The organism is Pseudomonas sp. PMCC200344 (genome assembly GCF_030053095.1).
In the GTDB taxonomy this organism is placed as follows: Bacteria; Pseudomonadota; Gammaproteobacteria; order Pseudomonadales; family Pseudomonadaceae; genus Aquipseudomonas; species Aquipseudomonas svalbardensis.
In genome coordinates this window covers 4,394,016-4,418,290 of the sequence record NZ_CP125618.1, presented here as the reverse complement: position 1 = coordinate 4,418,290, position 24,275 = coordinate 4,394,016, and the positions used below count along the sequence as shown (strand labels likewise).

At 56.5% G+C, this 24,275-nt stretch carries 16 protein-coding genes and 1 pseudogene; 13 read left to right on the top strand and 4 right to left on the bottom strand.

The features are described 5' to 3' along the window. Positions 1-35: 35 nt before the first annotated feature. The gene (locus QFW87_RS20295) at positions 36-914 is read right to left on the bottom strand and encodes a queuosine precursor transporter (RefSeq protein ID WP_283188695.1); all 879 of its coding nucleotides are present in this window, start codon (positions 912-914) and stop codon (positions 36-38) included. After that, complete coding sequence (locus QFW87_RS20290; RefSeq protein ID WP_283188694.1) at positions 904-1,500, bottom strand: helix-turn-helix transcriptional regulator; 597 nt, start codon at positions 1,498-1,500, stop codon at positions 904-906. Before QFW87_RS20290 ends, QFW87_RS20295 begins: the two co-directional genes overlap by 11 nt. A gap of 396 nt (positions 1,501-1,896) precedes the next feature. Here QFW87_RS20290 and QFW87_RS20285 point away from each other — a divergent pair, with 396 nt between their 5' ends. Continuing rightward, positions 1,897-2,283 carry a DUF6124 family protein gene (locus QFW87_RS20285; protein WP_283188693.1) on the top strand — a complete coding sequence of 129 codons (387 nt, stop codon included), beginning with the start codon at positions 1,897-1,899 and terminating at the stop codon, positions 2,281-2,283. A 33-nt stretch (positions 2,284-2,316) separates the two neighbouring features. After that, positions 2,317-2,583 (top strand): hypothetical protein, encoded by a 267-nt coding sequence (locus QFW87_RS20280; protein WP_283188692.1) that lies wholly within the window; start codon positions 2,317-2,319, stop codon positions 2,581-2,583. Positions 2,584-2,930: 347 nt separating this feature from the next. Here the strand turns inward: QFW87_RS20280 and QFW87_RS20275 are convergent. Then, positions 2,931-3,124 (bottom strand): annotated as a pseudogene (locus tag QFW87_RS20275) (NADP-dependent glyceraldehyde-3-phosphate dehydrogenase); the annotation flags it as partial. 173 nt (positions 3,125-3,297) lie between these two features. Between QFW87_RS20275 and QFW87_RS20270 the strand changes: the two are divergent. From QFW87_RS20270 to QFW87_RS20220, 11 genes are all read left to right on the top strand, one after another. Beyond that, on the top strand, positions 3,298-4,710 hold the full coding sequence (locus QFW87_RS20270) for a TolC family outer membrane protein (protein WP_283188691.1): 1,413 nt from the start codon (positions 3,298-3,300) through the stop codon (positions 4,708-4,710). 133 nt (positions 4,711-4,843) lie between these two features. Then, the gene (locus QFW87_RS20265) at positions 4,844-6,982 is read left to right on the top strand and encodes a type I secretion system permease/ATPase (protein WP_283188690.1); all 2,139 of its coding nucleotides are present in this window, start codon (positions 4,844-4,846) and stop codon (positions 6,980-6,982) included. Positions 6,983-7,077: 95 nt separating this feature from the next. Further along, the gene (locus QFW87_RS20260) at positions 7,078-8,493 is read left to right on the top strand and encodes an HlyD family type I secretion periplasmic adaptor subunit (RefSeq protein WP_283188689.1); all 1,416 of its coding nucleotides are present in this window, start codon (positions 7,078-7,080) and stop codon (positions 8,491-8,493) included. Positions 8,494-8,626: 133 nt separating this feature from the next. Further along, positions 8,627-9,229, top strand: coding sequence for a hypothetical protein (locus QFW87_RS20255; protein WP_283188688.1), 603 nt, complete (start codon positions 8,627-8,629; stop codon positions 9,227-9,229). A 160-nt stretch (positions 9,230-9,389) separates the two neighbouring features. Further along, positions 9,390-10,004 (top strand): hypothetical protein, encoded by a 615-nt coding sequence (locus tag QFW87_RS20250; protein ID WP_283188687.1) that lies wholly within the window; start codon positions 9,390-9,392, stop codon positions 10,002-10,004. A gap of 154 nt (positions 10,005-10,158) precedes the next feature. Then, positions 10,159-11,544: an IS4 family transposase gene (locus QFW87_RS20245; RefSeq protein ID WP_283181230.1), complete on the top strand. Its 1,386-nt coding sequence runs from the start codon at positions 10,159-10,161 to the stop codon at positions 11,542-11,544. Positions 11,545-11,649: 105 nt separating this feature from the next. Next, positions 11,650-12,156 carry a DUF5625 family protein gene (locus QFW87_RS20240; RefSeq protein ID WP_283188686.1) on the top strand — a complete coding sequence of 169 codons (507 nt, stop codon included), beginning with the start codon at positions 11,650-11,652 and terminating at the stop codon, positions 12,154-12,156. Between the two features lie 34 nt (positions 12,157-12,190). Next, positions 12,191-18,724, top strand: coding sequence for a S8 family serine peptidase (locus tag QFW87_RS20235; protein WP_283188685.1), 6,534 nt, complete (start codon positions 12,191-12,193; stop codon positions 18,722-18,724). A gap of 250 nt (positions 18,725-18,974) precedes the next feature. Continuing rightward, a complete protein-coding gene (locus QFW87_RS20230) occupies positions 18,975-19,475 on the top strand; it encodes a sigma-70 family RNA polymerase sigma factor (protein WP_283188684.1) in 501 nt (166 codons plus the stop codon). Between the two features lie 40 nt (positions 19,476-19,515). Further along, complete coding sequence (locus tag QFW87_RS20225; RefSeq protein ID WP_283188683.1) at positions 19,516-20,499, top strand: FecR family protein; 984 nt, start codon at positions 19,516-19,518, stop codon at positions 20,497-20,499. Positions 20,500-20,596: 97 nt separating this feature from the next. Then, positions 20,597-23,020 (top strand): TonB-dependent siderophore receptor, encoded by a 2,424-nt coding sequence (locus QFW87_RS20220; protein ID WP_283188682.1) that lies wholly within the window; start codon positions 20,597-20,599, stop codon positions 23,018-23,020. 100 nt (positions 23,021-23,120) lie between these two features. Here the strand turns inward: QFW87_RS20220 and QFW87_RS20215 are convergent, their stop codons facing one another. Further along, entirely contained in the window at positions 23,121-24,272 is a 1,152-nt protein-coding gene (locus QFW87_RS20215; RefSeq protein WP_283188681.1) for an MFS transporter, read from the bottom strand. Between the last annotated feature and the right edge of the window lie 3 nt (positions 24,273-24,275).

Sequence of the window (24,275 nt, the reverse complement as noted above, 5' to 3'; positions counted from 1 at the left end):
GGTCGATTAGCAGATAACTCACACTCCCCTAGGTCTTATGCGGTTTTGGCTTCAGATATGTATCTTTTAAATAATGATCTTGCCCCATAGGCCGGCAGAATATTAAAAACAGCGAAGCACATTTTTATGGCTATTTGTACATAAACTATATTAAGGATGTCGCTGTTTTGCATGGTTCCATAAAACGCAATAAAGCAAAAGATGAAGCTGTCTATTATTACGGCAAAAAAAGTGCTGAACAATACTCGCAAGAATAAAAATCTTGAGTTTGTAAGTTTTTTTATTTTGCATAGAAGATAAGAGTTGACGTATTCAGAAAAAAGGAACGAAATGCAGGATGCTGCTAATGCAGATGTTACATGTGTAATCACCTCTCTGTAGGGTTCGTCGAGTTTCCAACCAGTTAAGCCTGGAAGATAGCTGGTGGTGCTCAGCAAAATGATAATAAATGCATTGCTTGCAAAAGCGAATAATATGGCCCGTCTCGCGAGTCTGAGTCCGTAAGATTCATTCAGAATGTCAACAACTAAAAAGGTTAGTGGGTATAGAAAAACACCCGGGGTAACAACAATGTCAAATAGTTTTATGTATATCAGTTTCGTCGAGGCAACATTTGTGAAGATGTAAAGTGCGAAAAGAAGCAGGTTGAGGGCAACGTAAGTCATCCACGACCGTTCATTGCGGTCATTCATTTCGTAGGTGGTTGGCGCGGTTCCGCCAGAGTAATATTTGCGGTATATGTCCTTGATTTCCAGCTTGCTTAGGTTGTCTATTATTTCGCTTTTTAATACCTCGCCTATCTTTATTTTTATAACTTTTCCTGTGGAGATCACCATAATGACGACCAGGTTTTTATTTTTCTCAAAACCCAATAATTTGTATTTGCTATTTTCCGCCTCATTGTTAATTACCATTAAATCTTTCCTCGATCACTTCTCCAATAATGTAGCTAGTGTCAGTGTCAAAACCGTCAATGGTAATACGCAGTTTTTTTGTTGTTTTATCGTACGCCAATTTTTCTCCATCGCCACTTGACGGACCCTTCTTGACTATCAAAATATCTCCAGGTTCATTCATTCCACTAATTTCATTCTCCAGAAGCACGCCTATTAAGTTGCAGGCCGTGCCGAAGTAATATGTCAGCGGATGCGTGATGGCCAACTCGCCAATTCTTTTGTCCAGGCTCTCAATCAACAAGCACTCTCTAATGACCGGGACTGCAGCAGGATTCATATTCCCTTGTGGTGAGACACTACTCTCTATTGTTTCTTTCTCTTCAAAATCTAGTGTCTCTATCTCTTTATAAGACACACCAAAAAAATCCGATATTTTTCGAATCGTAGATTGTTGTACATGGACAACCCTTCCTTCCAAAATGTTATAGATGGTCGTTCTGGTCAATCCGCTAGCATTGCACAAGGAAAGCCGAGTTTCTCCACGGCTCTTTATCAGATACTTGATGTTGTTTTTTAACTTTTCCGTTCTGTCTTTCTTGTGCATTAAATATTTACCATTTGCTTGTCGTAGCAATAGATCACACGTAGGAAGGTGATTCGCTTGGAGTGCAGCATCCTACACGCCTAGTCCTTGGACAAAAAAGATAATTTTTCACGCGGGTTAAACAGCTGTGGAATATTTTCTATTGCTGCGAGTGAGTTCTGACATTGCATGTAAGACGCTGCCTACTTAGGATGTAGAAGTTTCTTACAGTAACTAGGAAGAGCCAGAAAATATTAATCTGGCGAGAATCATTTAATTACACAGATGTTCATTTATTTGATTAATTAAATGGAATTTTCTGGTAATAAATCTACCGGTCCGCCGTGTATAGCCGTCACCCAATCCTGGTTGAGGGCAAGAGACGGGCGCTTTCTTACCCTTGCAAGGAGCTCCGGCATGAAAAAGATCACCTCAATCGCAATCGAACCGTCAGGCCTTCCGGCCGACGACACCGTCGATTCATCCAGTCCCGCCAAAGTCACCGAACAACTCGTCAGCGTGCCCCTGCGCAATCACACACTTCCCAAATCCGCCAACTATTTCTTCGCCGTCGTTCCGGATGTCGACACGGAATCCCTGCTCTGTCACGCCTCTGAAACCCTCGCCTCCCTCAGTGTCATGGCCACCGATCTCGCCCGTGAACTGGAAGGCCCTCGACGCCATGTCATTGTGGGTATTCAGCAACTGTCCGCGCTGGGCGAATTGCTGGTCAATCGAGCGCTGGACAACCTGGAGCCGCCCCGGGGATCGTCTGAAGGTCGTCCAACTGCCAACGCTGAATAATCGTGTGCCTTTACCCAATGGAGGTTTTTCATCATGGATCGATACATGCCTATCACTGGCATCGACTGCAACATCCCATCATTGCTGATCGACACCGAAGCACCACTGGACGTGTTGCATGAAACCGCGGCCTACCGCATTCGTACCGCAACGCAACTGCTGGAGAGCATTGCGTTTGGGGAGGGTGTCCACAGTGAGCTGGCGCGGGTGTTGGTGACGTCACTGCGCGATGGCTGTGATTTGATGGATGTGGTCGGACGACGATTGCAGGGGCAGGTTTCAGTGCAGGAAAACAGGTAGTGCCGATAGGTTAAGCCGTAAAACGATCTGTAGCAGCTGGCGAAGCCTGCGTTCGGCTGCACAGCAGTCGTGAAACCGGAGCGCGAGGTCTTCCTGAAAACCGCGTCGCCTGATTTCACGACTGCTGTGCAGCCGAACGCAGGCTTCGCCAGCTGCTACGGTCCGTGTTGTTCCTTAACGGGTTGGCTCCTTATAGGGCTTCAAAAAAGATGATTATTTGTTATTAATAAAATCAATGTGTTACGCATTTTTATTGAAGGATCAGCACCGTAGATTTTCAGATTTACTGATAAAAACATATGGAACTTTCGAAATAAATGAACCGCTCGGGCCGGGTCTGTTTCCATCCCGAGAATCACTTGTTCGTCCCATTTTTGCCGGCCATGTAGACCGGGCTGCGGACCACGGCGAGGGGGCCGTTCCAGGTTTTCAGTTCACCGTCGACGAGGTATTCGCGTTGCTCGGTCTCCCCGTCGAAGCGGTATTTTTCCGGGATGTCGCGAGCGTGAGAGAACAGGTTGCCAAGGATGTTTTGGGTGATGCGGATAAGGGTGTTATCGCCACTGCCGTGAGGTCAAGGCGTGCGAGCAGGGCTTTTTCGAGATGATGGCTATTGGCTACAGTTCGGTCTTGTTGCTGCCTTGGGCTCGGCGTAGGATGCTCGCCCTGATCAGCATGGCTGAATCGTTTTACCAGAACGCGACATGGATTGTTATGACTCACCCCACCCGCTTTTTTACACCGCTGCTCATTCTTACGATAGTGACGATCCCGGTTATTGCCGATGCAAGTCCCGATCGCGCCGATTTGTTGGGGGTTTACCGTCAGGCGGTCGAGCACGATGCTCAGCTTTCTGCGGCGCGCCATGATTACCAGGCTCAACGCGAAAGTGTTCCGCAAGCCCGGGCCGGGTTACTGCCCACGCTCAATGCGGGGAGCACGGTGGAGTCGGTGCGCCTGCAACGTGATGAGCCCGGACTGACCCGCACCCGCAGCACCACGGTATTTCAGGCCAATCTCAACCAGCCACTGTTTCGTGCTGATCGCTGGTTTCAGCTCGAAGCCGCTCATGCCAGTACCGCACAGGCCGAACTTGAATTGAGTGCCAAAGAACAGGGGCTGGTGCTGACAACGGCCCAGGCCTACTTCGAAACCTTGCGTGCACTGGATTTATTGGCAGCCTCCAAAGCCGAGGAAGCGGCGCTCAAGCGCCAACAGCAACAGGCCCAGGCGCGTCTGGAGAATGGGGCATCGAGCATCACCGATGTGCTCGACGCCCAGGCCGCTTATGACAATGCCGGCGCCAATCGAAAGCTCGCCGAGCGCAAGGTCGATGATGCGTTTGAGGCGCTGTCTCGTTTGACGCGCCAGCAGTATTCGGCAATCGAGGGCATTCAACATCAACTGCCCGTGGAGCTTCCGGTCCCCAACGATGCCAACGAATGGGTTAGCCGCGCGGTACGTCAGAACCTTGCGTTGCAGGCCAGCAGCTACGCGGTGATTGCTGCCGAGCAAACCAATCGCCAGCGCAAGGCCGGCTATGCACCGACCGTCGATGCGGTGGCGTCCTGGCGCAAGGGCGAAAACGACAGCTTCGGTTACAGCAACCCCACCGACTTCGGGCGCAACGGCTATCGAGGAAATGTCGCGCAAGGCAGCATCGGCCTGGAGCTGAACATTCCGTTGTACGCCGGTGGCATGACTCGCTCGCAAGTGCGCGAAGCGACCGAACGTTTGGCCCAGAGCGAAGACGAGCGCGAAGACCGGCGCCGCGAAGTGGTGCAGAACACCCGCAATTTCTACCGCGCCGTCAATTCCGATATCGAGCAGGTGATTGCCCGCCGACAGACGATTCGCTCCGGCGAGGCTTCGGTCAAGGCCAATCAGGTGGGTCGTGATCTGGGCTCGCGTAATACCGCTGATGTGCTCAATGCCCAGCGCCAACTGTATAGCGCTGTACGTGAATACAACAACGCTCGTTACGACTACATCATCGATACGCTCAAACTCAAGCAAGCGGCGGGGACGTTGAGTCCAACAGACCTGACCGATTTGGCGATGTACCTGACAAAGGACTACGACGCGGATCGGGATTTTCTGCCGCCTCAGGAGCGCAAGGCACTCTGATCATCGATTCATACGCCTGAGTGAAATAAATCTCAGACGATGATGTCGTATTGATACTAATTGTTTCGGGTTTGATATAACCTCTTGAAAGATTTGTGAATTTATTGCCGCTATGCGGCACGCATGGAAGCTTATGAGTGATCAAGGAAGGGGCGCCGAGTCGCCCACGGCAGACACCGGTCTCGTGTGTCTGGTGATGCTGGCCCGGTTTCATTCGGTGGTGGCATCCGCCGAGCAACTGGCTCACGAATTCGCTCCGGCGAATCAGCCGTTCACACAACGTGAACTGCTGCTCGCCGCACGCAAGCTGGGACTCAAGGCCAAATCGGTCAACACCACCATCCCCCGTCTGGACCGTACGCCGTTACCGGCGATTGCGGCGAATGTCGACGGCACGTTTTTCATCATTGCCAAGCTGGACCAAGGGAAGGCGCTGATTCAGGACCCGCGATCGGAGCGTCCTGAAGTCATCACCTTCGAAGCCCTGGCGGCACGCTGGACCGGTGAACTGCTGCTGGTGCGGTCCGAGGCCGGGTTGCCGGGTGAAACCTCGCGGTTCGACTTCACCTGGTTCATTCCTGCCATCGTCAAATACCGCAAGTTGCTGGGCGAAGTGCTGCTGGTGTCCTTCGCCTTGCAGCTGTTTGCGTTGGTCACGCCATTGTTTTTCCAGGTGGTCATGGACAAAGTGCTGGTGCATCACGGGCTGACCACCCTCGATGTCATTGCAGCAGGGTTGTTGGGCATCATGGTGTTCGAGTCCGCTTTAAGCGGTCTGCGCAGCTATGTGTTTTCCCATACCGCGAGCCGTATCGACGTGGAGCTGGGGTCGCGATTGTTCCGACATCTGATCAACCTGCCACTGGCGTACTTTCAGGCGCGGCGGGTCGGTGATTCGGTCGCCCGAGTGCGCGAACTGGAGAACATTCGCAGCTTCCTGACCGGCAACGCCATCACCTTGTTGCTGGACGTACTGTTCTCCGTGGTGTTCGTCCTGGTGATGTTTTACTACAGCGGTTGGCTGACTCTGATCGTGCTGCTGTCGTTGCCGTTGTACGTGTTGGTCTCGTTGCTCATCACGCCACTGTTGCGTGCCCGGTTGCAGGACAGTTTCACCCGTGGCGCCGAGAACCAGGCGTTTCTGGTAGAGACCGTGAATGGCATCGACACGGTGAAATCCATGGCTGTCGAGCCCCAGGCAATCCGTAAGTGGGATAACCAGATGGCGGCTTATGTCGCTGCCGGTTTCAAGACCCAGACCTTGTCCACCATCGCCAACGAAAGTGTGTCGTTGATCGGCAAACTGGTCACGGTAGCGACCCTCTGGCTGGGGGCTCGATTGGTGATTGACGGTCAGCTGTCGGTGGGCGAGCTGATTGCCTTCAACATGCTCGCCGGTCGCGTCAGCGGCCCGATCATGCGCCTGGCGCAGTTGTGGACCAGCTTCCAGCAAACCGGGGTTTCGGTGCAGCGTCTGGGCGACATTCTCAACACCCGCACCGAGCTGTCCCAGGCCACTCGTAGTGCGTTGCCGCCACTGAGGGGGCAGATCGAGTTCGACCAGGTGCATTTCCGTTATCGTGCCGACGGCTCGGAAGTCTTGCGCGGGGTCAGTCTGCAGATCGCGGCCGGTGAGGTCATTGGTGTCGTGGGGCGTTCCGGCTCCGGCAAAAGCACTCTGACGCGACTGCTTCAGCGCCTGTACGTGCCCGAGCGCGGACGGGTGCTGGTCGATGGCATGGACCTGGCACTGGCCGACGTTTCCTCCCTGCGCCGGCAGATCGGCGTGGTGTTGCAGGACAACATGCTGTTCAACCGCAGCATCCGCGAAAACATCGCCCTGAGCGATCCGGGCGCACCGCTCGAAGCGGTGATGCATGCCGCCACCATGGCTGGCGCTCATGAATTCATTCTGGAGCTGCCCGAGGGCTACGACACCATGGTCGGCGAGCACGGCACCTCGCTCTCCGGCGGTCAGCGGCAACGGGTCGCCATCGCTCGCGCCTTGATCGGCAACCCGCGGATTCTCATCTTCGATGAGGCCACCAGCGCCCTGGACTACGAGTCCGAGCGGATTATCCAGCAGAACATGCAAAGCATCTGCGCCGGCCGCACGGTGATCATCATCGCCCACCGATTGTCGGCGGTTCGCGATGCCAATCGCATTCTGGTGGTCGATCGCGGGCAAATCGTCGAGCAGGGCAGCCATGCCGAATTGCTGGCGCACCAGGCCGGCCACTATTCGCGTCTGCACCGTATGCAACAGGGCTGAGCAGCCCTTCACTCACTCGTCATTGGTTTGTTGACCGCGCCTGATATCGGGCGTGGCGGCACTCACTGTATTCCGGATTCAAGGACCGATTTCCCATGAGCGCAACGCCTTCGTTATTGCAGCGCTACCGCCACGCCTGGCGAGACTCCTGGCGCCAGCGCAAACAGATGGACAGCGTGCAGCGCCTGCCACATGAAGCGCAGTTTCTTCCCGCCGCGCTGGAGTTGCAGGACACCCCCGTGCATCCGGCACCGAGAATTTTTGTCTGGAGCATCATGGGGTTCGCCGTGTTGGCGCTGCTGTGGGCTTGCATCGGCAAGATCGAAGTGGTGGCGGTCGCGCCGGGCAAGATCGTTCCGAATGGCAAAACCAAGCTGATTCAATCCAGCGAAACGGCGGTGGTCAGAGCGATCCATGTCAGTGACGGTCAAGCGGTGAAAGTCGGCGAGTTGCTGGTCGAGCTCGACCCGACGGCAGCGGACGCCGACGTCAGACGGATTCAGAGTGACCTGCTGGCTGCACGCATCGACAGCGCCCGTAGTGCAGCAATGCTCGACGCGATCAATCAGCAAAAACCACCGGCATCGCTGATCGGAGCTATTGCCAACGCCAACCCGGAGCAGGTGCTCAGCGCTCAACGCTGGTTGCAAGGTCAGTATCAGGAGTACCGCAGCAATCTGGAGTTGGTAGACGCGGAAATCCTTCAGCGCAGCGCCGAAATCCAGTCTGCCCAGGCCCAGGTGGCCAGTCTGCGACAAACCGTGCCGATCGCCACGCAACTGGCCGAGGACTACCAGCGGCTATTGGCGCAACAGTACGTGGCGCGTCATGAATACCTGGAAAAGGAACAGGCCCGACTGGACCTGCAACGTCAGTTGAGTGTGCAGCAAGCCAGCGTGTTGCAATCCACCGCTGCCCAGGGCGAGGCGAGGCGTCGGCGCGAGGGGGTCGTCGCGCAGAATCGCCGTGCCATGCTCGACCTGCAACAAGAGGCCAACCAAAAAGCCGCGAGCCTGGTTCAGGAACTGGCCAAGGCCCGCTACCAGGAAACCCTGACCAGCCTCAAAGCCCCGGTGGACGGCACCGTCCAGCAATTGGCCATCCACACCGTCGGCGGCGTGGTCACACCGGCCCAGCCGTTGATGGTCATCGTCCCGCTTGATCAGCCGGTCGAAGTGGAAGCAATGCTGGAAAACAAGGACGTCGGTTTCGTCCGAGCCGGCCAACCGGTCACGGTCAAAGTGGAAACCTTCACCTTCACCAAATACGGCACCGTCGCCGGCGAAGTGCTCAGCGTCTCGAACGACGCCATCGAAGATGAAAAACGCGGGCCGATCTACAGCAGCCGCATTCGTCTGAAAACTGACCATTTGATGATCAACGGCCAACGCGTTGCGCTGTCGCCGGGGATGTCGGTGACGGCGGAAGTGAAGACCGATCAGCGACGGGTGATCGAGTACTTTTTGAGTCCGTTGCAACAGCATATGGATGAGAGTTTGAGGGAACGGTAATTGGGGGATCTCCGATACGCAAAAAAGGGAGAAGCTAAAAGGGATAGATGTATTTTAAGTCTGGATCAACTCCAGAAAAATAAATCTGTCCCCTTTGAAGTTTCTTTGAAGTTAAATTTGTTAAGGGTCAATAATGAATGGTTATGTAAAGCGATTGCTGTTTTGGTTGGGGGTTGGAGCAGCTAGCGTGCTGTTTTTGTATTGCTTGATACCGGAGCCTAAAGACAATCCATATATGGAAATCTATTCGGCATCGAATGGCGATGATTTTTCCGGTTGTGGGTTTTCAGATAGCGAAAAGTTAGGAAGAGTATTTCGATTTTATATGACTCCTGAAGATTGTCGGTTGATTGATTATGGTGGTGATGTTTTTACCATTTCCATTGAGTATCCCAGCATGAAAGTGGTAAAGCCGCGGGTGGATAACTCGGTTGTCACGATTCGAATGTTTCCTATTTTACGTTCTTCTTTTCAAGAAGGTGCATTTTTAGAAGGCGAGATACCTTCGAAAATAATTGAAGGTGTCAAGTTTTACGACTATGGGGGGCTTACTACTCGAACTTTTGACGGAGGTGAAGGCGAAACTGTATTCGCTACACATCATAAGCGTTTCTGGCTGGCAAAGCGTTTGTTTAAAGATTTACGGGTGTCTTATCAGTATGCGCGTAAGTATGAAGGCATAAGGTCGATGGATAGGTTTGTTATGAGCTTTCTTAAGCAGGTAATAGTTAACTAAGGGTTCATGGATGAATGGGAAAGAGGACAGATTTATTTTCAGGGCCAGATTTAGCTCCAGAAAATAAATCTGTCCCCTTTAGTGGTCTCTTTAGGGTCGGTTTAGAAAATAAATCTGCCCGCATTTATTTTTTTATTATGAATTTAGTGAAGGATGAGTTATGAGCAGCCCGATGAGGAGATTTTTGTATTGGCTAGGCGCTGGAATGGCTTTTTTATTATTCCTGTTTTTCTTGATTCCGAAGCCGAGGGATAATCCATATATGAAGATTTATTCGTTGTTGGATGGCGATGATTTTTCAGGTTGTGAATTCTCAGGTGACAAACGATCAGGAGTGAAATTTCGGTTTGATCTCACTCCTGAAGAGTGCCGGTTTGTAATTTATAAAGGCAGAAGCAGTGTTCAATTTTCTATCGATTATCCATATCTGAAGGTTGTCCGTGATGGTGGGGATGGAAATAAATTTCCTGTTTATTTTTATATGGAACATGTTTCCAGTGATAATTTCGATGCAGATAGGCATTTGAGGGGGAAAAGACCAGTTTTGGTGGAGGACGGGATTGAGACTTATGAATTTGGCGGTTTTAAAGAAAGAAAATTTACTGGAAAAGATGGTGTTTCGGTATATGTTTCGGACTATGTGAATACGGTTCGGGCAAATCGATTGTACAGGTCGGGATTGTGGGTTTTTTATCAGTATCCAAAGGAACTTACGGATGTTGAGGCGGTGGATAGCTTCGCTCTTAATGTCCTCGGTAAGATAGTGGTCGAATAAGGAGATTGCTTGAGCAAAGAAAAGGGGACAGATTTGAATGGCACTTACTTAGCTGCTAACCACTTGAGCTGAAAGCAAAAAATGAAGAAGGGCTGGTCTTGGTCTACGGTGATAGTTGCGAACACACCCCGACGAACCAAGGACACAGCCCCAAATGAATCGTAGACGTGAAATTCTCCAGCATCAACAGCAACGTTTTCATCGACACGCTTCGGACTGTGATGCCTATGCGTTTTTCAATCTCCTCACGTCTCCCGAGCTCTTACAGCGCGTCGAGTCTGCACTGCCGGAATATCGGGAGCGTCTGTTTCCGCCGACTGAAACGCTGTCCATGTTTCTGGCTCAAGCAATGAGTGCCGACCGTTCCTGCCAGAACGCCGTCAACGACTTGTCGATTAAACGGTCATGTGGCGGCATGAAGCCCAGTAGCACTCGCACGGGCGCCTACTGCAAAGCCAGAAAACGCCTACCTGTGGAAATGGTTTCTACGCTGGTCAGGCACACCGGTGCTTCGATAAGTGATAACGCACCCTCGTCGTGGCGCTGGATGGGACGGCCTGTACGGTTGGTGGACGGCACGACGGTCAGCATGCCCGACACTGCGGCCAATCAGGGTGCCTATCCGCAGTCACGCGGCCAGAAAGTCGGTCTTGGTTTTCCCCTGTGTCGCGTGGTTGGCATCGTTTGCCTTTCCAGCGGCGCCGTCTTGGATGCCGCCCTTGGGCGCTTCCGAGGCAAAGGCGGCGATGAGCAAACGCTGCTCAGATCAATGCTCGACACGCTGAAAACAGGCGACATTTTATTGGGCGACGCTTACTACGCTACCTACTTCTTGCTGTGTGAGTTGCAACGAAGAGGTGTCGATGGCGTGTTCGAACAATACGGTGCTCGACGGCGCAGCACGGACTTTCGCCTAGGGCAAAGTCTGGGTTCGGAAGATCACCTGATCGAATTGAAAAAGCCTGCAAGAAGACCGCCGTGGATGAGTCAAACGCATTACGAACAGGCGCCTGAAAGACTGACAGTGCGAGAGCTGAAGGCGGGTGGAAAGACTTTGGTCACCACGTTGCATTGCCCGAAGCAGACACCCAAAACAGCTCTCAAATCGCTGTACAAGGGTCGATGGCATGTCGAGTTGGATCTGCGCAATCTCAAAGCTACGCTAGGACTTGGAAAGTTAAGCTGCAAAACCCCAGGCATGGCAGTCAAGGAGTTATGGGTCTATCTGTTGGCACACAATCTGATCCGAATGCTCATGGCGCAATCGGCTCTGTTAGCGGATTGCTTGCCTCGCGAACTGAGCTTCAAACACAGCCTTCAGCTATGGCTGGCTTTGCGACAATATGGCAGCCCCGAAGACGAGGATGGCCTGTCGAATTTATTGATGTTGATTGCTCAGAGGCGCGTCGGGAATCGGCCTGGTCGTATCGAGCCGCGAGCCATAAAACGAAGACCTCAAGCCTACCCCTTACTGACCAAACCGCGTCGGTCAGCAAGGGCAGATGTCAGGAAAAATGGGCACGCAAAACATGTTAAGTAAGTGCCATTCGGGACAGATTTATTTTTCAGAATGGTGCTGGTTCTAGAGAATAAATCTGCCCCCTTTTGTGTGGTCCCCTTTAGTGTGCGAGAAAAGGATTTGGTTATGCATGGTGTGATAAGTGTTCTGCGCAATTGGGTTGTAGGTGGCATGTTTGTTTTGTTAGCAGCCTGTACGGTACCTATAACAATCGTTAAACCATTGGACGTCTCCCGAGCTAACCAGTCCGCCAGTGCGCAGTTCGTGGTCAGAAAAACCGGTGACTATAGATTTGCCTTGTTGTTTGTCAAGAGGCAAGGGCTTGAGGAGATACTGAAGCAGATTGATGTGTGGGGTGATCCTAATAATGATGGTGTCGCTATTCCAATACATCTTCGAGTTGTGAAGAACGGAACTATCTTTTTTGATGAGAAGTTAGTAACCACCAAGGTTCAATGGGGGCAGGGTTTTGATTATGAAGGGCGGCGTTTGAATACGGCGGTGCGGTTGATCAGGACTTTGGAGTTGCTGCCTGGAAGTTACTCGGTAGAAGTCAGCACGTTCGAGGAGGTGGAGGCGTTCCAAGAGATAGAAAGTTTTGTAGAGTTTTCTTATTACAGTCCAAAGCATTGAAGCGTTTTTTGTAAGTTTTCGAAGGAGCTGAAAGTTGGAAAAGAAATACAGTGTGACTTATAAGGTTGCAAAGGCGGGCGCGGAATACGTATATCAGCAAGATAAGGGTGATCACAAGGCTGGTGATAGCCACTCTTCGTCCGGAGGGCATATGTGGTATGCCTTGAGTGACGGGGAGGGCAGTGTCAGTTATGGATTTGAATCAAAGTTTAACGAAATGCGGGGGCCAGGGCAAGTAGGAAGTCATGACAACGCCGGCTACAAGGAGACTGTATATGAAGTTAGTGTTGTATTGACTAAGGAGCAATACGAAAAACTAAAAAATTTCTCCCAGGATCCAGCGTCAGGCGGGTTTGATAATACTCGCTACCGACTACTTACCAATAGCTGTGTGGACTTTGTATACGCGTCTTTGAAATCTATCGGGTATAACGACAAAGGATTCGAAGGTGCTTTGTTTCCAGCTGATAATGTCAGTCATGTCAATGATTTATTGCATACTTATGGCGGTCAAATCATCCGTGACGATTTAACACGGCACGGTGAATACTATGAAGCAAAAGATGGCCAACAATGCTTGTGGCTTGGCGTGGGTGACATTACTACGGCCACTCAGACATCCAACCTAATCAACATCGACATCAACCCATCCCCCCAGCCCCAACAACACATCCAGGGCGAAAGCAAAGCCCAGCAAGACGTCGCCAACGGCTTCATTCAGAACTCGGCGACGCACAACATCTTCGCTGTCGGCGGCATGCTCAATAAAACCGATTTCACCTCCACCCAGATGGCCAGTCTTGCCTCTGGCGGTGTCCGCCCAGGTGAGATGCAGCTGGACCCCAACGCTCGCCCCAACACTTACCTGTCGCAGTTCTACCCGACCCCGAGCGCGACCAAGCCGGATTTCAGCCTGCGCAGTGCGGTCACCCTGAACGGTTTGTCGGCAATGTCGACGTTCAACACCTACGTCGACCCGCTGCTGCTGGACCTGACCGGCAATGGCGTGCACATGACCGATATTCGCGACGGTGTGCTGTTTGATACCGACCACAGTGGCACGCTCAAGCGCAGCGGCTGGGCGGATCGCACCACGGGCATGCTGGTGATTGACGATGGCAGTGGCCAGGTCAAAGACGTTAGTCAGATGTTCTCCGAGTATTACGGCGGCAAGGTCGGCGTCAACGGCGCCGCGGGCGAGGCGAAGTTCAAGGACGGTTTCGCGGCATTGGCCAGTGAAGACGCGAACAAGGATGGCGTGATCGATCAGCGCGATCCGATCTGGAGCAAGTTGCGCGTCTGGGTTGACGGCACGCATGACGCCAAAGTCGATGGCGGTGAACTCAAGACGCTGGCCGAACTGGGAATCACCCAGATCAACGTCCGTGCAGTGGCATCTCCTCAAGCTGAGATGCGCGACGGTAACAAGGTGCTCGCCACCGGTTCGTTCACGATGAATGGCAAAAGCCAGGAAGCGTTGGCGGTGGATTTTCTGGGGGATCCGGTCAGCAATGTCGTGACCAGCCAAGGCACCGGTACGCGGGTGACCTCGACCACCAGCGGCAGCAACAGTCGCACCACCAGCGCTTATGCCAGCCAGAGCACCACCGGTGAAACCCTGGATGCGGCGCAACTGGGCGTGAACAACCTGTATGGCGGCAGCGGCGACGACACGTTGATCGCGGCACCAGCCGGCGGTTGGCTGGTGGGCGGGGCGGGCAGCAACACCTACAACGGCGGCGTGGGCGATGACGTGTTTGTCATCAGCGCCTCGGACAACCCGACCAACATCCATGGCAATGGCGGTCACGACACGGCGATTATCGTCGGTGACAAAGGCGTGTTGCTGAACATGGCCCGCGCCGGTCTGACCATCGCCGAGGGTGGTGGCGGCAATGATACGATCATGAGCGGCGGCACCGGCAGCGCCTTCATCAAGGGTGGTTCGGGCAATTCGACGCTGGTGGGTGGGGCAGGCAACGACGTATTGGTCGGCGGCACCGGGCATAACACGATCATTGGCGGCAGCGGCAAGGCGGTGATTTATGCCGGCCCTCAGGGCGACACCATTTACGCCTCCGAAGCCGGCAGCATCATCCATGCCGGTGGCGGCGCCGATAAAATTTACGGCGGCGTCGGCAACGACATCATCGAAGTCGGTCACGGTAACGCGACCATCGACGGTGATGGCGGGATCAACCTGGTCACGCTGCACGGTACCCATGGCGACTACCGTATCACCCGCACCGCGACCGGTTATGAAGTGGCCGACAAGGTCGCCGGGCGTGACGGCACGGTGACGCTGAGCAACATCCAGAAGCTCAACTTCTCGGACATTTCCGCCGTTGACCTGCTGACCCCCAACGCGATGCCAGTGGCGGATGTGCTCACGCTCGACAAGGCCGGCAAGGCGTTCGATCGCACGCAGGCGCATCTGATCAGTGCTGAAAGCCTGTTGGCCAACGATCAGCGCCTTAACAGTCAGGGCGCGCTGCATATTGCCAACGTCGGTGACGCGGTCGGCGGCACGGTCAGCCTCACCGCCCAGGGCGATGTGTTGTTCACCCCGGACGCGCGTTACACCGGTCTGATCAGCTTCAAGTACGGTGTGGCCGATGCGGCGGGTAATCTGTCGGCGTCGGTGGTGGACCTCGGCAGCGGCCAGACGGCGCCGATGCGTGCCGGTGTGACCCTGCTGACGCCAGAGGTGCCGCTTGATCCTTTGGCGGCTCAGCAATGGTACTTGAGCGACACCCATGTGCTGCCGGTCTGGAAGGACTACACCGGCAAAGGCGTGCGCATCGGTCAATTCGAGCCGGGTGGCCAGTTCGCCACCGCGCCGGAAATCTTTGATGTCGCGCACCCTGACCTGGCACCGAATATCGATCAGGCCTGGCTGCAAACGCAAAAGACCAACGGCACCTTGCCGGGGCTGGTGTCCAACCACGCCACGATGGTGGCGGGCGTGATGGTCGGGGCGAAGAACGGCGTCGGCGGCGTGGGCGTGGCCTACGACGCGAAACTCGGTGGTTATTACCTGGCCGGCAAGGGCGACGACCTGGCGGGTCTGGGGCACATGGTCAGCTTCGACATTGCCAACAACAGCTGGGGCTTCAGCAATGACTTCGCCCTCAGCAGTTATCAGGACGGCCACTTCACCACCGCCACTGCGCTGAGCATGAATGCGCAGTACGCGGCGAGTAACGGTCGTGGCGGCCTGGGTACGATCATCGTTGCAGCGGGCGGCAACAGCCGTGCTACCGGTGGCAATGCCCAGGGTTCGCTGACCAACAACAATCGCTTCTCGGTAGAAGTGGGGGCGATCAACGCACAGGGCGATCTGTCGACCTTGCAGATTGGCTCCTCGCCATTTTCCAACCCGGGTGCGAGCCTTCTGGTGTCGGCACCGGGCAGCAATGTCGTGTCCACCAGCCACATGCTGGAAACCGAACGCGGCTCCACGTTCGGCAACGATTACTCCAGCATGCAAGGCACCAGTTTTGCCGCGCCGATTGTCTCCGGCATTGTTGCGTTGATGCTCGAAGCCAACCCGAACCTGGGTTATCGCGATGTGCAGCAGATCCTCGCGTTGTCGGCGCGCAAGATCAACGACCCGTCCACCCAATGGAGCGATAACGCTGCCCACGGCTGGAACGGTGGCGGCATGCACACCAGCAACGACTACGGTTTTGGTGAAGTCGATGCACGGGCCGCCGTGCGCTTGTCCGAAGCCTGGATGACCCAGAGCACCAGCGCCAACGAGTTCGTCTACAGTGCCTCCAGCGGTGCGCTCGGCAAGCCGTTGGCCGCGGGCGCGACGCTGACATCGTCCATCGCGATGCAGGCCGGTTTGAATGTCGAGCACGTCGAAATCGACTTTGATGCCCAGGTCGGGCGTCTGGGCGATCTGACGCTCAAGCTGATCTCCCCCGATGGAACCCAAAGCGTGTTGCTCAATCGTCAGGGCAAAGTCCCGGATGGCATGCCGGGCGCCAGTGCCTCCGACGTCGGCAGCACGCAGTCCGGGTCGTTCAAGTACACCTTCATGTCGACCCATGACTTCGGTGAGCGTTCGGCGGGTAACTGGACGCTGCAAGTAACCGATTCGGCATCCGGTCTGCCGGTGACGCTCAACGCCTGGTCGCTGCGTTTGTACGGCCGCAAAACCACGGCGGACGACACCTATTTCTACACCGATGAATACCTCAAGTCGGTGGTCGGGCAGGCTGATCGCGCGGTGCTGGATGACGCGGTCAATGGTCTGGCGGGCGGGCGCAATACCCTCAATGCGGCGGCTGTTTCGGGGGATACCTCGGTCAACTTGCTGACCGGTGTCGCCAGCATCGGCGGCGCGGCGTTGACGGTGAAAAATCCGTCGGGCATTCAGAACATCGTCACTGGCGATGGCAACGACACACTGGTGGCCGGCAATTCCGATGCCTTGCTCGACGGCGGGCGTGGCAACAACACGCTGACGGGCGGTGCGGGCAAGGACTTCTTTGTGGTCCATCGCCGTGAGGCGGGCAGCGATACCCTCGGCAACTTCGAGGCCGCTCGCGGTGAAATCGTCGATCTGGTGGGCTTTGCAGGGAAGACGTCCGCGGATCTGGTGCTGACGCAGCAGGGCGCGGACGTCAAGGTGGACCTGGGCAAGGGCCAGAGCCTCATCCTGAAGAACCAGGCGCTTGCCGGCCTCAGTGCAGCGAACTTCAAGTTCCAGGACACCTTTGTCGCGCCGACAGCTTACGTCAACAGCGACGCTTCGGCGGTCAAGCCGCAAGAGGGGCTGGGCACCGTGGTGCTTAACGGTGGCAGCAAAGGCGTGATGTACAGCAGCGATGCCCAGGGCAAACCGTTGGCTTCGCTCAACGGTACGATCTACAGCCATGACAGCGCGACTTCGGATGTGTTCGTGGTGGCGGCCCAGTCTGGCGTCAAGGATTACAACAACGCCTTGCGCGGGTTCCGTCACGGCATCGACAAGATCGACTTGCGCCAGACCGGCGTCACCGATTTCAGTCAGTTGATCATCGAGCACAAGAACCGCGCGACCTTCAATGGCCTGACGCAGATTCACGGGGTGTATGTGACGCGCATCGGTGCCCAGGGCAGCGATTCGAATACCAACCTGCTGTATCTGGATGCGCTGGATGTGGCGCAGATCAGTGCGACGGATTTCCTCTTTGCCGACCCTGCACCGGCTGTGGTGCCAACGGTCGGACCAGTGCCACCGGTGATCGAGCAGCCGACGGTCACCGTACCAGGAACGCTGACGCCGATTGTCGAGCGCCCTGGCGTCGACAAACCTTCGGTAGTCGCGCCGCTGCCTCCCATTGACCTGCACCCGACCATCAGCGTCCCGACCATTGATCCGGTGCTGCGACCTTCGGTCACGATTCCGGATTTCAAGCTTCCGGAAACCAAGACGATTGAGCAGATCCTGGCAGAGCGCGGTGTCAACCTGAACCCGACAGTGCCGGAGCATAAAACCATCGAGCAGATCCTTGCCGAACGTGATGCGAATCGCGGAGCGACCACGGTCCCCGTCCCGGAACGCAAAACCATCGAGCAGATTCTCGCCGAGCGCGGTGTCGGTTCGCTGGTGCCGTCGAAGCTGCCGGACATCGGTCCGGTCGGGCGGGATGTGGGCGGGCGTGAGCCGGTTGATATTCCGAGACCACGGCCGATAGTCATTCCGGATATCCCGACGATCGATATCGCTCATCGCGACCTTGATATCCCGACGCGTCGACCAGTCACCGTTCCAGACCTCGTGAGTTTGCAAGATCCGCGCCTGAAGATCGATGACATCTGGGGCGCCGGGCAAACGGCGGACACCACGTTTGCGTCAATCCGGGACAGAATCCGTGGCGGTTCAACACCTTCGACAGCGGACCCTCTGCCGGTCGCCACCGACCCCAACGTCATGACGGTCAAAGGATTCTTCGCCAATGTCACCGTGGGGGACGAGAGCAAGACCATCAACGTGGAGGCGTCCAGTGCCAAGGTGGTTGCCGGCAACGGTGACAATAAGGTGAATGTGACGGGCGGTCGGGCTGAGATCACGCTGGGTAATGGCAACAACGTGATTGCAGGCGACGTCAGCAAACTCACGGTCGGCGATGGCAACAACACCATTACCAACACCGGGTCCTTCACGGCGGTGAAACTGGGGGATGGCAATAACAAGGTCCTGGTGAGCGGCAACATGCCGACGGTGGAAGTCGGGCACGGGGTCAACGACCTTGAGTTCAGCGGGGGGATGGGGCAGTTGGTGTTCGGTAAGGACATCAGCCCCGATCGTCTGTGGTTCCAGCACGAAGGGCGGGACCTGCAGATCTCGGTCATTGGCAGCAAGCAGGAGGTCACGCTGCATAACTGGTATGCCGATACCCCAGAACGTCCACGCGACATCATGACTGGAGATCGCCATCGGTTGTTGGTCAGTGATGTCGAGCACCTGGTCCAGGCCATGGCGTCGTTCGCGCCGGCGGCACCTGCAACCATGACTTTCGGTGCTGCCGCACAACAGGTATTGCAGCCTGTGCTGGCGGCCAACTGGACGTAGCTTCACGTTAACCCGGTAACACGGCCCGCGATGGTTATCGCGGGCCTTCGACCGTCTCGTTCGAGACCGGTCATGGCCTCATGAGTCCCCCTTTGTGGCCCCGGAGCCCTCAATGCCAGACCCGGTGAATCATCTATTTGCAGGATTCGTCATTTCTTCTGAAGGACGACAGTGGCGCCGATCTGGAATCCATTGCTTCCGGTTAATAGGAAGCATTACTATTCACGCCCCGTCTTCACAGCACACCGCAATGACCCCCAAGCTGCCCCGCAGACACGGCTTTTTCGAGCATTACGAAGAGTTGGTCGGGACCTGGACCCGTCGCCTGAGAAATCGTCAGCAGGCCGAGGACCTGGCCCACGACACCTTCGTGAGGGTGCTTGAGTCCGATTCGGCGACGGTGGAGCAACCACGGGCGTATTTGCACCAGACCGCGCGCAACATTGCGGTGGATGGTTATCGGCGGGAGGATCGGCGGGGCGCCATGGAGTCGGAGGCGGTTGATCACAGTGTGTCGTCGTCCGGCGACCCGGAGCATTTTATGCGTGCGATCCAGTTGGCTGACTCCATCGAACGGGCGCTCACCGAGTTGCCGGTCAACTGCCGCAAAGTGTTTGTCTGGCAGAAGATCGAAGGCCTGACCCAGGCCGAAATCGCCGAACGCCTGGGACTGTCCAAGAACATGGTGGAAAAGTATATGATCCGCACGCTGCGGCATCTGCGCGACCGCCTTGACGGATTGCAGCCATGATCTGCGGTGCCTTCTCATCCCCAGCCAAACAGGAATTTCCATGATGGATACTCGTGATTGTGCGTGCGGGCAAACAACGGTTCGCGACGAGGCGGCGCGGTGGTTTGTGCGTTTGCAGGAACCTGCGGTGAATGTCGAAGAGTATCGGCACTTCGAAGCCTGGCTGGACGAACACCCTCAGCATCGTGATGAATTCCAGTTGCTCCAGGGCTTGTGGTCGGCGGCGGATTTGCTGCCGGCGGCGCGTCTGCAAGCCTTGTGTGAAACCCCGCCAGTACGCAGCAAGCGCCGCCCGCTGGTGCGTTATGCAGTGGCCGCCAGTGTGTTGGCCGTCGCGCTCGGTTTGGGGTTGTTCAGCGGTTTGAATCACTCGGCAATCTACACCGCCGAATTTTCTACGACCTTGGGTGAGCGACGTCATGTGGCGTTGCCGGACGGTTCGGTGATCGACCTGAACAGCCGCAGCCGCGTTCAGGTGCGTTATGAAAACGACCGCCGCAGCATCGAGCTGACGCAGGGCGAAGCGATGTTCAGCGTCGAGCACGATACCCGTCGGCCCTTTGTGGTCGAGGCGGGCAGCGGCAAGGTCACGGTCACCGGCACCCGTTTTGATGTGCGCCGCGACGCCGCCCAAACCCGGGTCGTGGTGGTGCAGGGCACCGTTAAGGTTCAGGGCCACACGGCAGCGGACAGCGATTTCATCAGCCTCACCGCCGGCCTCGGTACGCACATCGATGGCCAAGGCAAAGTGGCCGCTGCTTACGCGGTCAACCCTGCCGAGCTGACCGTCTGGCGCAGCGGCAAACTGGTGTTCAACAACGCCAGACTCAGCGACGTCGCCGAGGAAGTCTCGCGCTATCGGGCGAAACCGCTCACCGTCGACAACGACAAAGTGGGCAATTTGCGCCTGACCAGCGTGTTCAAATCCGACAACACCGACGCGCTGCTCAAGGCCTTGCCGAGCATTCTGCCGGTGGCCGTACGCACCCTCGATGACGGCAGTCAGGAAATAATTTCAAAATAAATTCAGGTTTTTTTCGACTTGATCGTCTTCCTGTCCAACTGCAACTGGTTTGCATTAACAAGCGCACACTCTTGCGATCCACAGGACTACGTTCGACGTGAAAAAATCCACCGCTAAAAACAACAAATCACCTTGGTTGCGCCTCGCTCTCGCCCTGGCTGTCACCGCGGCGCTGCCCCAGGCTTTTGCCGCCGACGCGATTCATATTTCGGCGCAACCCCTGGGTCAGGCCCTGAGTGAACTGGGCCAGCAAACCTCGCTGCAGGTGTTCTTCAGCCCTGAGCTGGTCGCCGGCAAACAGGCCCCGGCGGTGGACGGCAACCTTTCGCCAGAAGACGCGCTGCGCCAATTGCTGCAAGGCAGCGGTCTGCAATACCAGATCGATGAAGGTTCGGTCACGTTGATGCCTGCACCGGCGTCTGCTGCCAACGGCCCGCTGGAGCTGGGCGTGACCGACATCAAAGTGGTTGGTAACTGGCTCGGTGACGCCGATGCCGCCGTGGTGCAGAACCACCCCGGCGCGCGTACGGTGATTCGCCGTGAGGCGATGGTCGAGCAGGGCGCAATGAACGTCGGCGACGTGCTGAAGCGCGTGCCCGGTGTGCAAGTGCAGGACGCCAACGGCACCGGCGGCAGCGACATCTCCCTGAACGTCGGCGTGCGCGGCCTGACTTCGCGCCTGTCGCCACGCTCCACTGTGCTGATTGACGGCGTGCCGGCAGCGTTCGCCCCGTACGGCCAACCGCAATTGTCCATGGCACCGATTTCCTCCGGCAACCTAGACAGCATCGACGTGGTTCGTGGCGCCGGCTCCGTGCGTTACGGGCCGCAGAACGTCGGTGGCGTGATCAACTTCGTCACTCGCGCGATTCCGGAAAAAGCCACGGGTGAAATCGGCTCGACCCTGGAAACCTCCCAGCACGGTGGCTGGAAGCACATCGACACGGCGTTTCTCGGCGGCACCGCGGACAACGGCATCGGCATGGCGTTGTTGTATTCCGGCGTGAACGGCAACGGTTACCGTGAACGCAACAACGGCAACGACATCGACGACGTGATCCTCAAGACCCACTGGGCACCCACCGATGTGGACGATTTCAGCCTCAACTTTCACTACTACGACGCCAGCGCCGACATGCCCGGGGGCCTGACCCAGGCGCAGTACGACGCCGATCCGTTCCAGTCCGACCGCAACAACGACAACTTCAGCGGCCGCCGCAAGGACGTCTCGTTCAAGTGGGCACGGCAGATCGACGACCGCACCCAGGCCGAAGTGCTGACCTACTATTCCGACAGCTTCCGTGGCAGCAACATCGCCGCTCGCGATCAGAAAACCCTCGGCTCGTTCCCGCGTACTTACTACACCTTCGGGATTGAACCGCGTGTGTCCCGTGTGTTTGATGTCGGCCCGACCACCCAGGAAGTCAGTGTCGGTTATCGCTACCTCAAGGAAGGCATGCACGAAGAGGCGAGCCGCCTAGCGCTGGTCAACAACGAGCCGGTCGCGACCAAGAGCTCCGACGGCCATGTCTATCAGGACCGCACCGGTGGCACTGAAGCCAACTCGGTGTACGTCGATAACAAAATCGACGTCGGCAACTGGACCATCACCCCCGGCATCCGCTTTGAACACATCAGCACCGATTGGCACGACCGCCCGGTGCTCGACACCGCCGGCAAACCGGTGCTGGAAAAGAACCGCAGCATCGAAAGCAACGAGCCGCTGCCGGCCCTGAGCGTGATGTATCACGTGTCGGAGGAGTGGAAACTGTTCGCCAACTACGAAACCTCGTTCGGCAGCCTGCAGTATTTCCAGCTCGGCCAGGGTGGCGCGGGTGACGAACCGGCCAATGGCCTGGAACCGGAAAAGGCCAAGACCTACGAGGTCGGCACGCGCTACAACAATGATGTGTGGGGCGGTGAAGTGACGCTGTTCTACATCGACTTCGATAAAGAGCTGCAATACATCAGCAACGATGCGGGCTGGACCAACCTTGGCGCGACCATGCACCAGGGCCTCGAAGCCTCGGTGCACTACGACATGGCGGCGCTGGACCCACGGCTCGACGGCCTGACCGCCAACGCTGGTTTCACCTACACGCGCGCCGTTTATGAAGGCGAGATCCCGGGCTTCAAGGGCCGTGACCTGCCGTTTTATTCGCGTCAGGTGGCGACTGCCGGTTTGCGTTACGACATCAACCGCTGGACCTACAACCTCGATGCCTTTGCTCAGTCCAAGCAGCGTTCGCCGGGCGTTGCCGTGAACGCCAACGGCAGCTTCACCAACAACTACATCACCGAAGGCACCGCGGACGGCCAGTACGGCGACATCCCGGGCTACGTCACCTGGAACGTGCGCGGCGGTTATGACTTCGGTGCGACGCTTTCGAACCTGAAAGTCGGCGCCGGGGTGAAGAACATTTTCGACAAGCAGTACTTCACCCGCTCCAGCGACAACAACTCGGGGATGTACGTCGGTGCACCGCGCACGTTCTTTGTGCAGGCCAGCGTCGGGTTCTGATAGACCGAGGTGGCTTCTTCGCGAGCAGGCTCGCTCCCACAGGGATCACACGAAATCTTGTGGGAGCGAGCCTGCTCCGGGCGGCGTTCCGACGAAGCTTCTAAACCTTCAACACCTTGCCGCCAATGGCCACCGCCACCAGCAACACCGCCATCAACCCGAAGGCAAAACTCAAACTGCTGCCATGGGCGATAAACCCGATCAACGCAGGCCCCGCAAGAATGCCCGCGTAACCCAGTGTGGTAATGGCCGGCACGGCGACGCTTTCGGGCATCACCGTCTGTTTACCCACTGCGGTGTACAACACCGGCACAATGTTCGAACAACCCGCCCCCAACAATGCATAACCCACCAGTGCCGCTTCCCAACTTGGGGCGAAGGTCGCCACAAACAGGCCCGCTGCGGCCGTCAACCCACCGAACACAATCACCCGGGTAGAGCCGAGACGACGCACGATCGAATCACCGGTCAATCGTCCGACGGTCATGGTCAACGCAAACGCCGCGTAACCCAGTCCCGCATAAGCGGTGTCGATTCCGCGCTCCTGCGCCAGGAACACCGCGCTCCAGTCGAGTGCCGCGCCTTCGGCGAGGAACACGATGAAACACATCCCGCCGATGAACAGCACGATGCCATGGGGAACAGCAAACGCCGGCCCCGAACTTTCGCTGCCGTAGGGCAATAGGTGTGGCGCGGCCTTGGCCAGGGCGATCAGCAGCATCACGATCACCACCAGCGTTGCCCCCAGTGGTGAAACCCCGAAGCCGAGCAGGGCGCTGACACCCGCCGCACCGACAATCCCGCCCAGGCTGAACAGCCCATGGAAACCCGACATCATGGTTTTGCCGCTGGCCCGTTCGACGATCACTGCTTGCAGGTTCACCGTCGAATCCACCGTTCCAAGGCCCGCGCCGAACATGAACAACGCAGCAATCAACGCCGGAATCGACGTCACCGTCGCCAACAGCGGCAGGGCCGCACAGATCAGCAGCACCCCGGCGCTCACCACCCGGCGACAGCCGAAACGCGTGGCCAGAAGCCCCGCCATCGGCATCGCCAGAATCGACCCTACCCCCAGGCACAACAGCAGCAAACCGAGCGTCCCTTCATCCAGCCCGGCCCGAGCCTTGGCGTAGGGCACCAGCGGCGCCCACGCAGCGATACCGAAGCCGGCAATGAAAAAGGCGATGCGCGTGGACATCTGTTCCAGGCGTCCGGGAACAAATGCGGTTTGAGTGTTGAGGTTGGTCATATA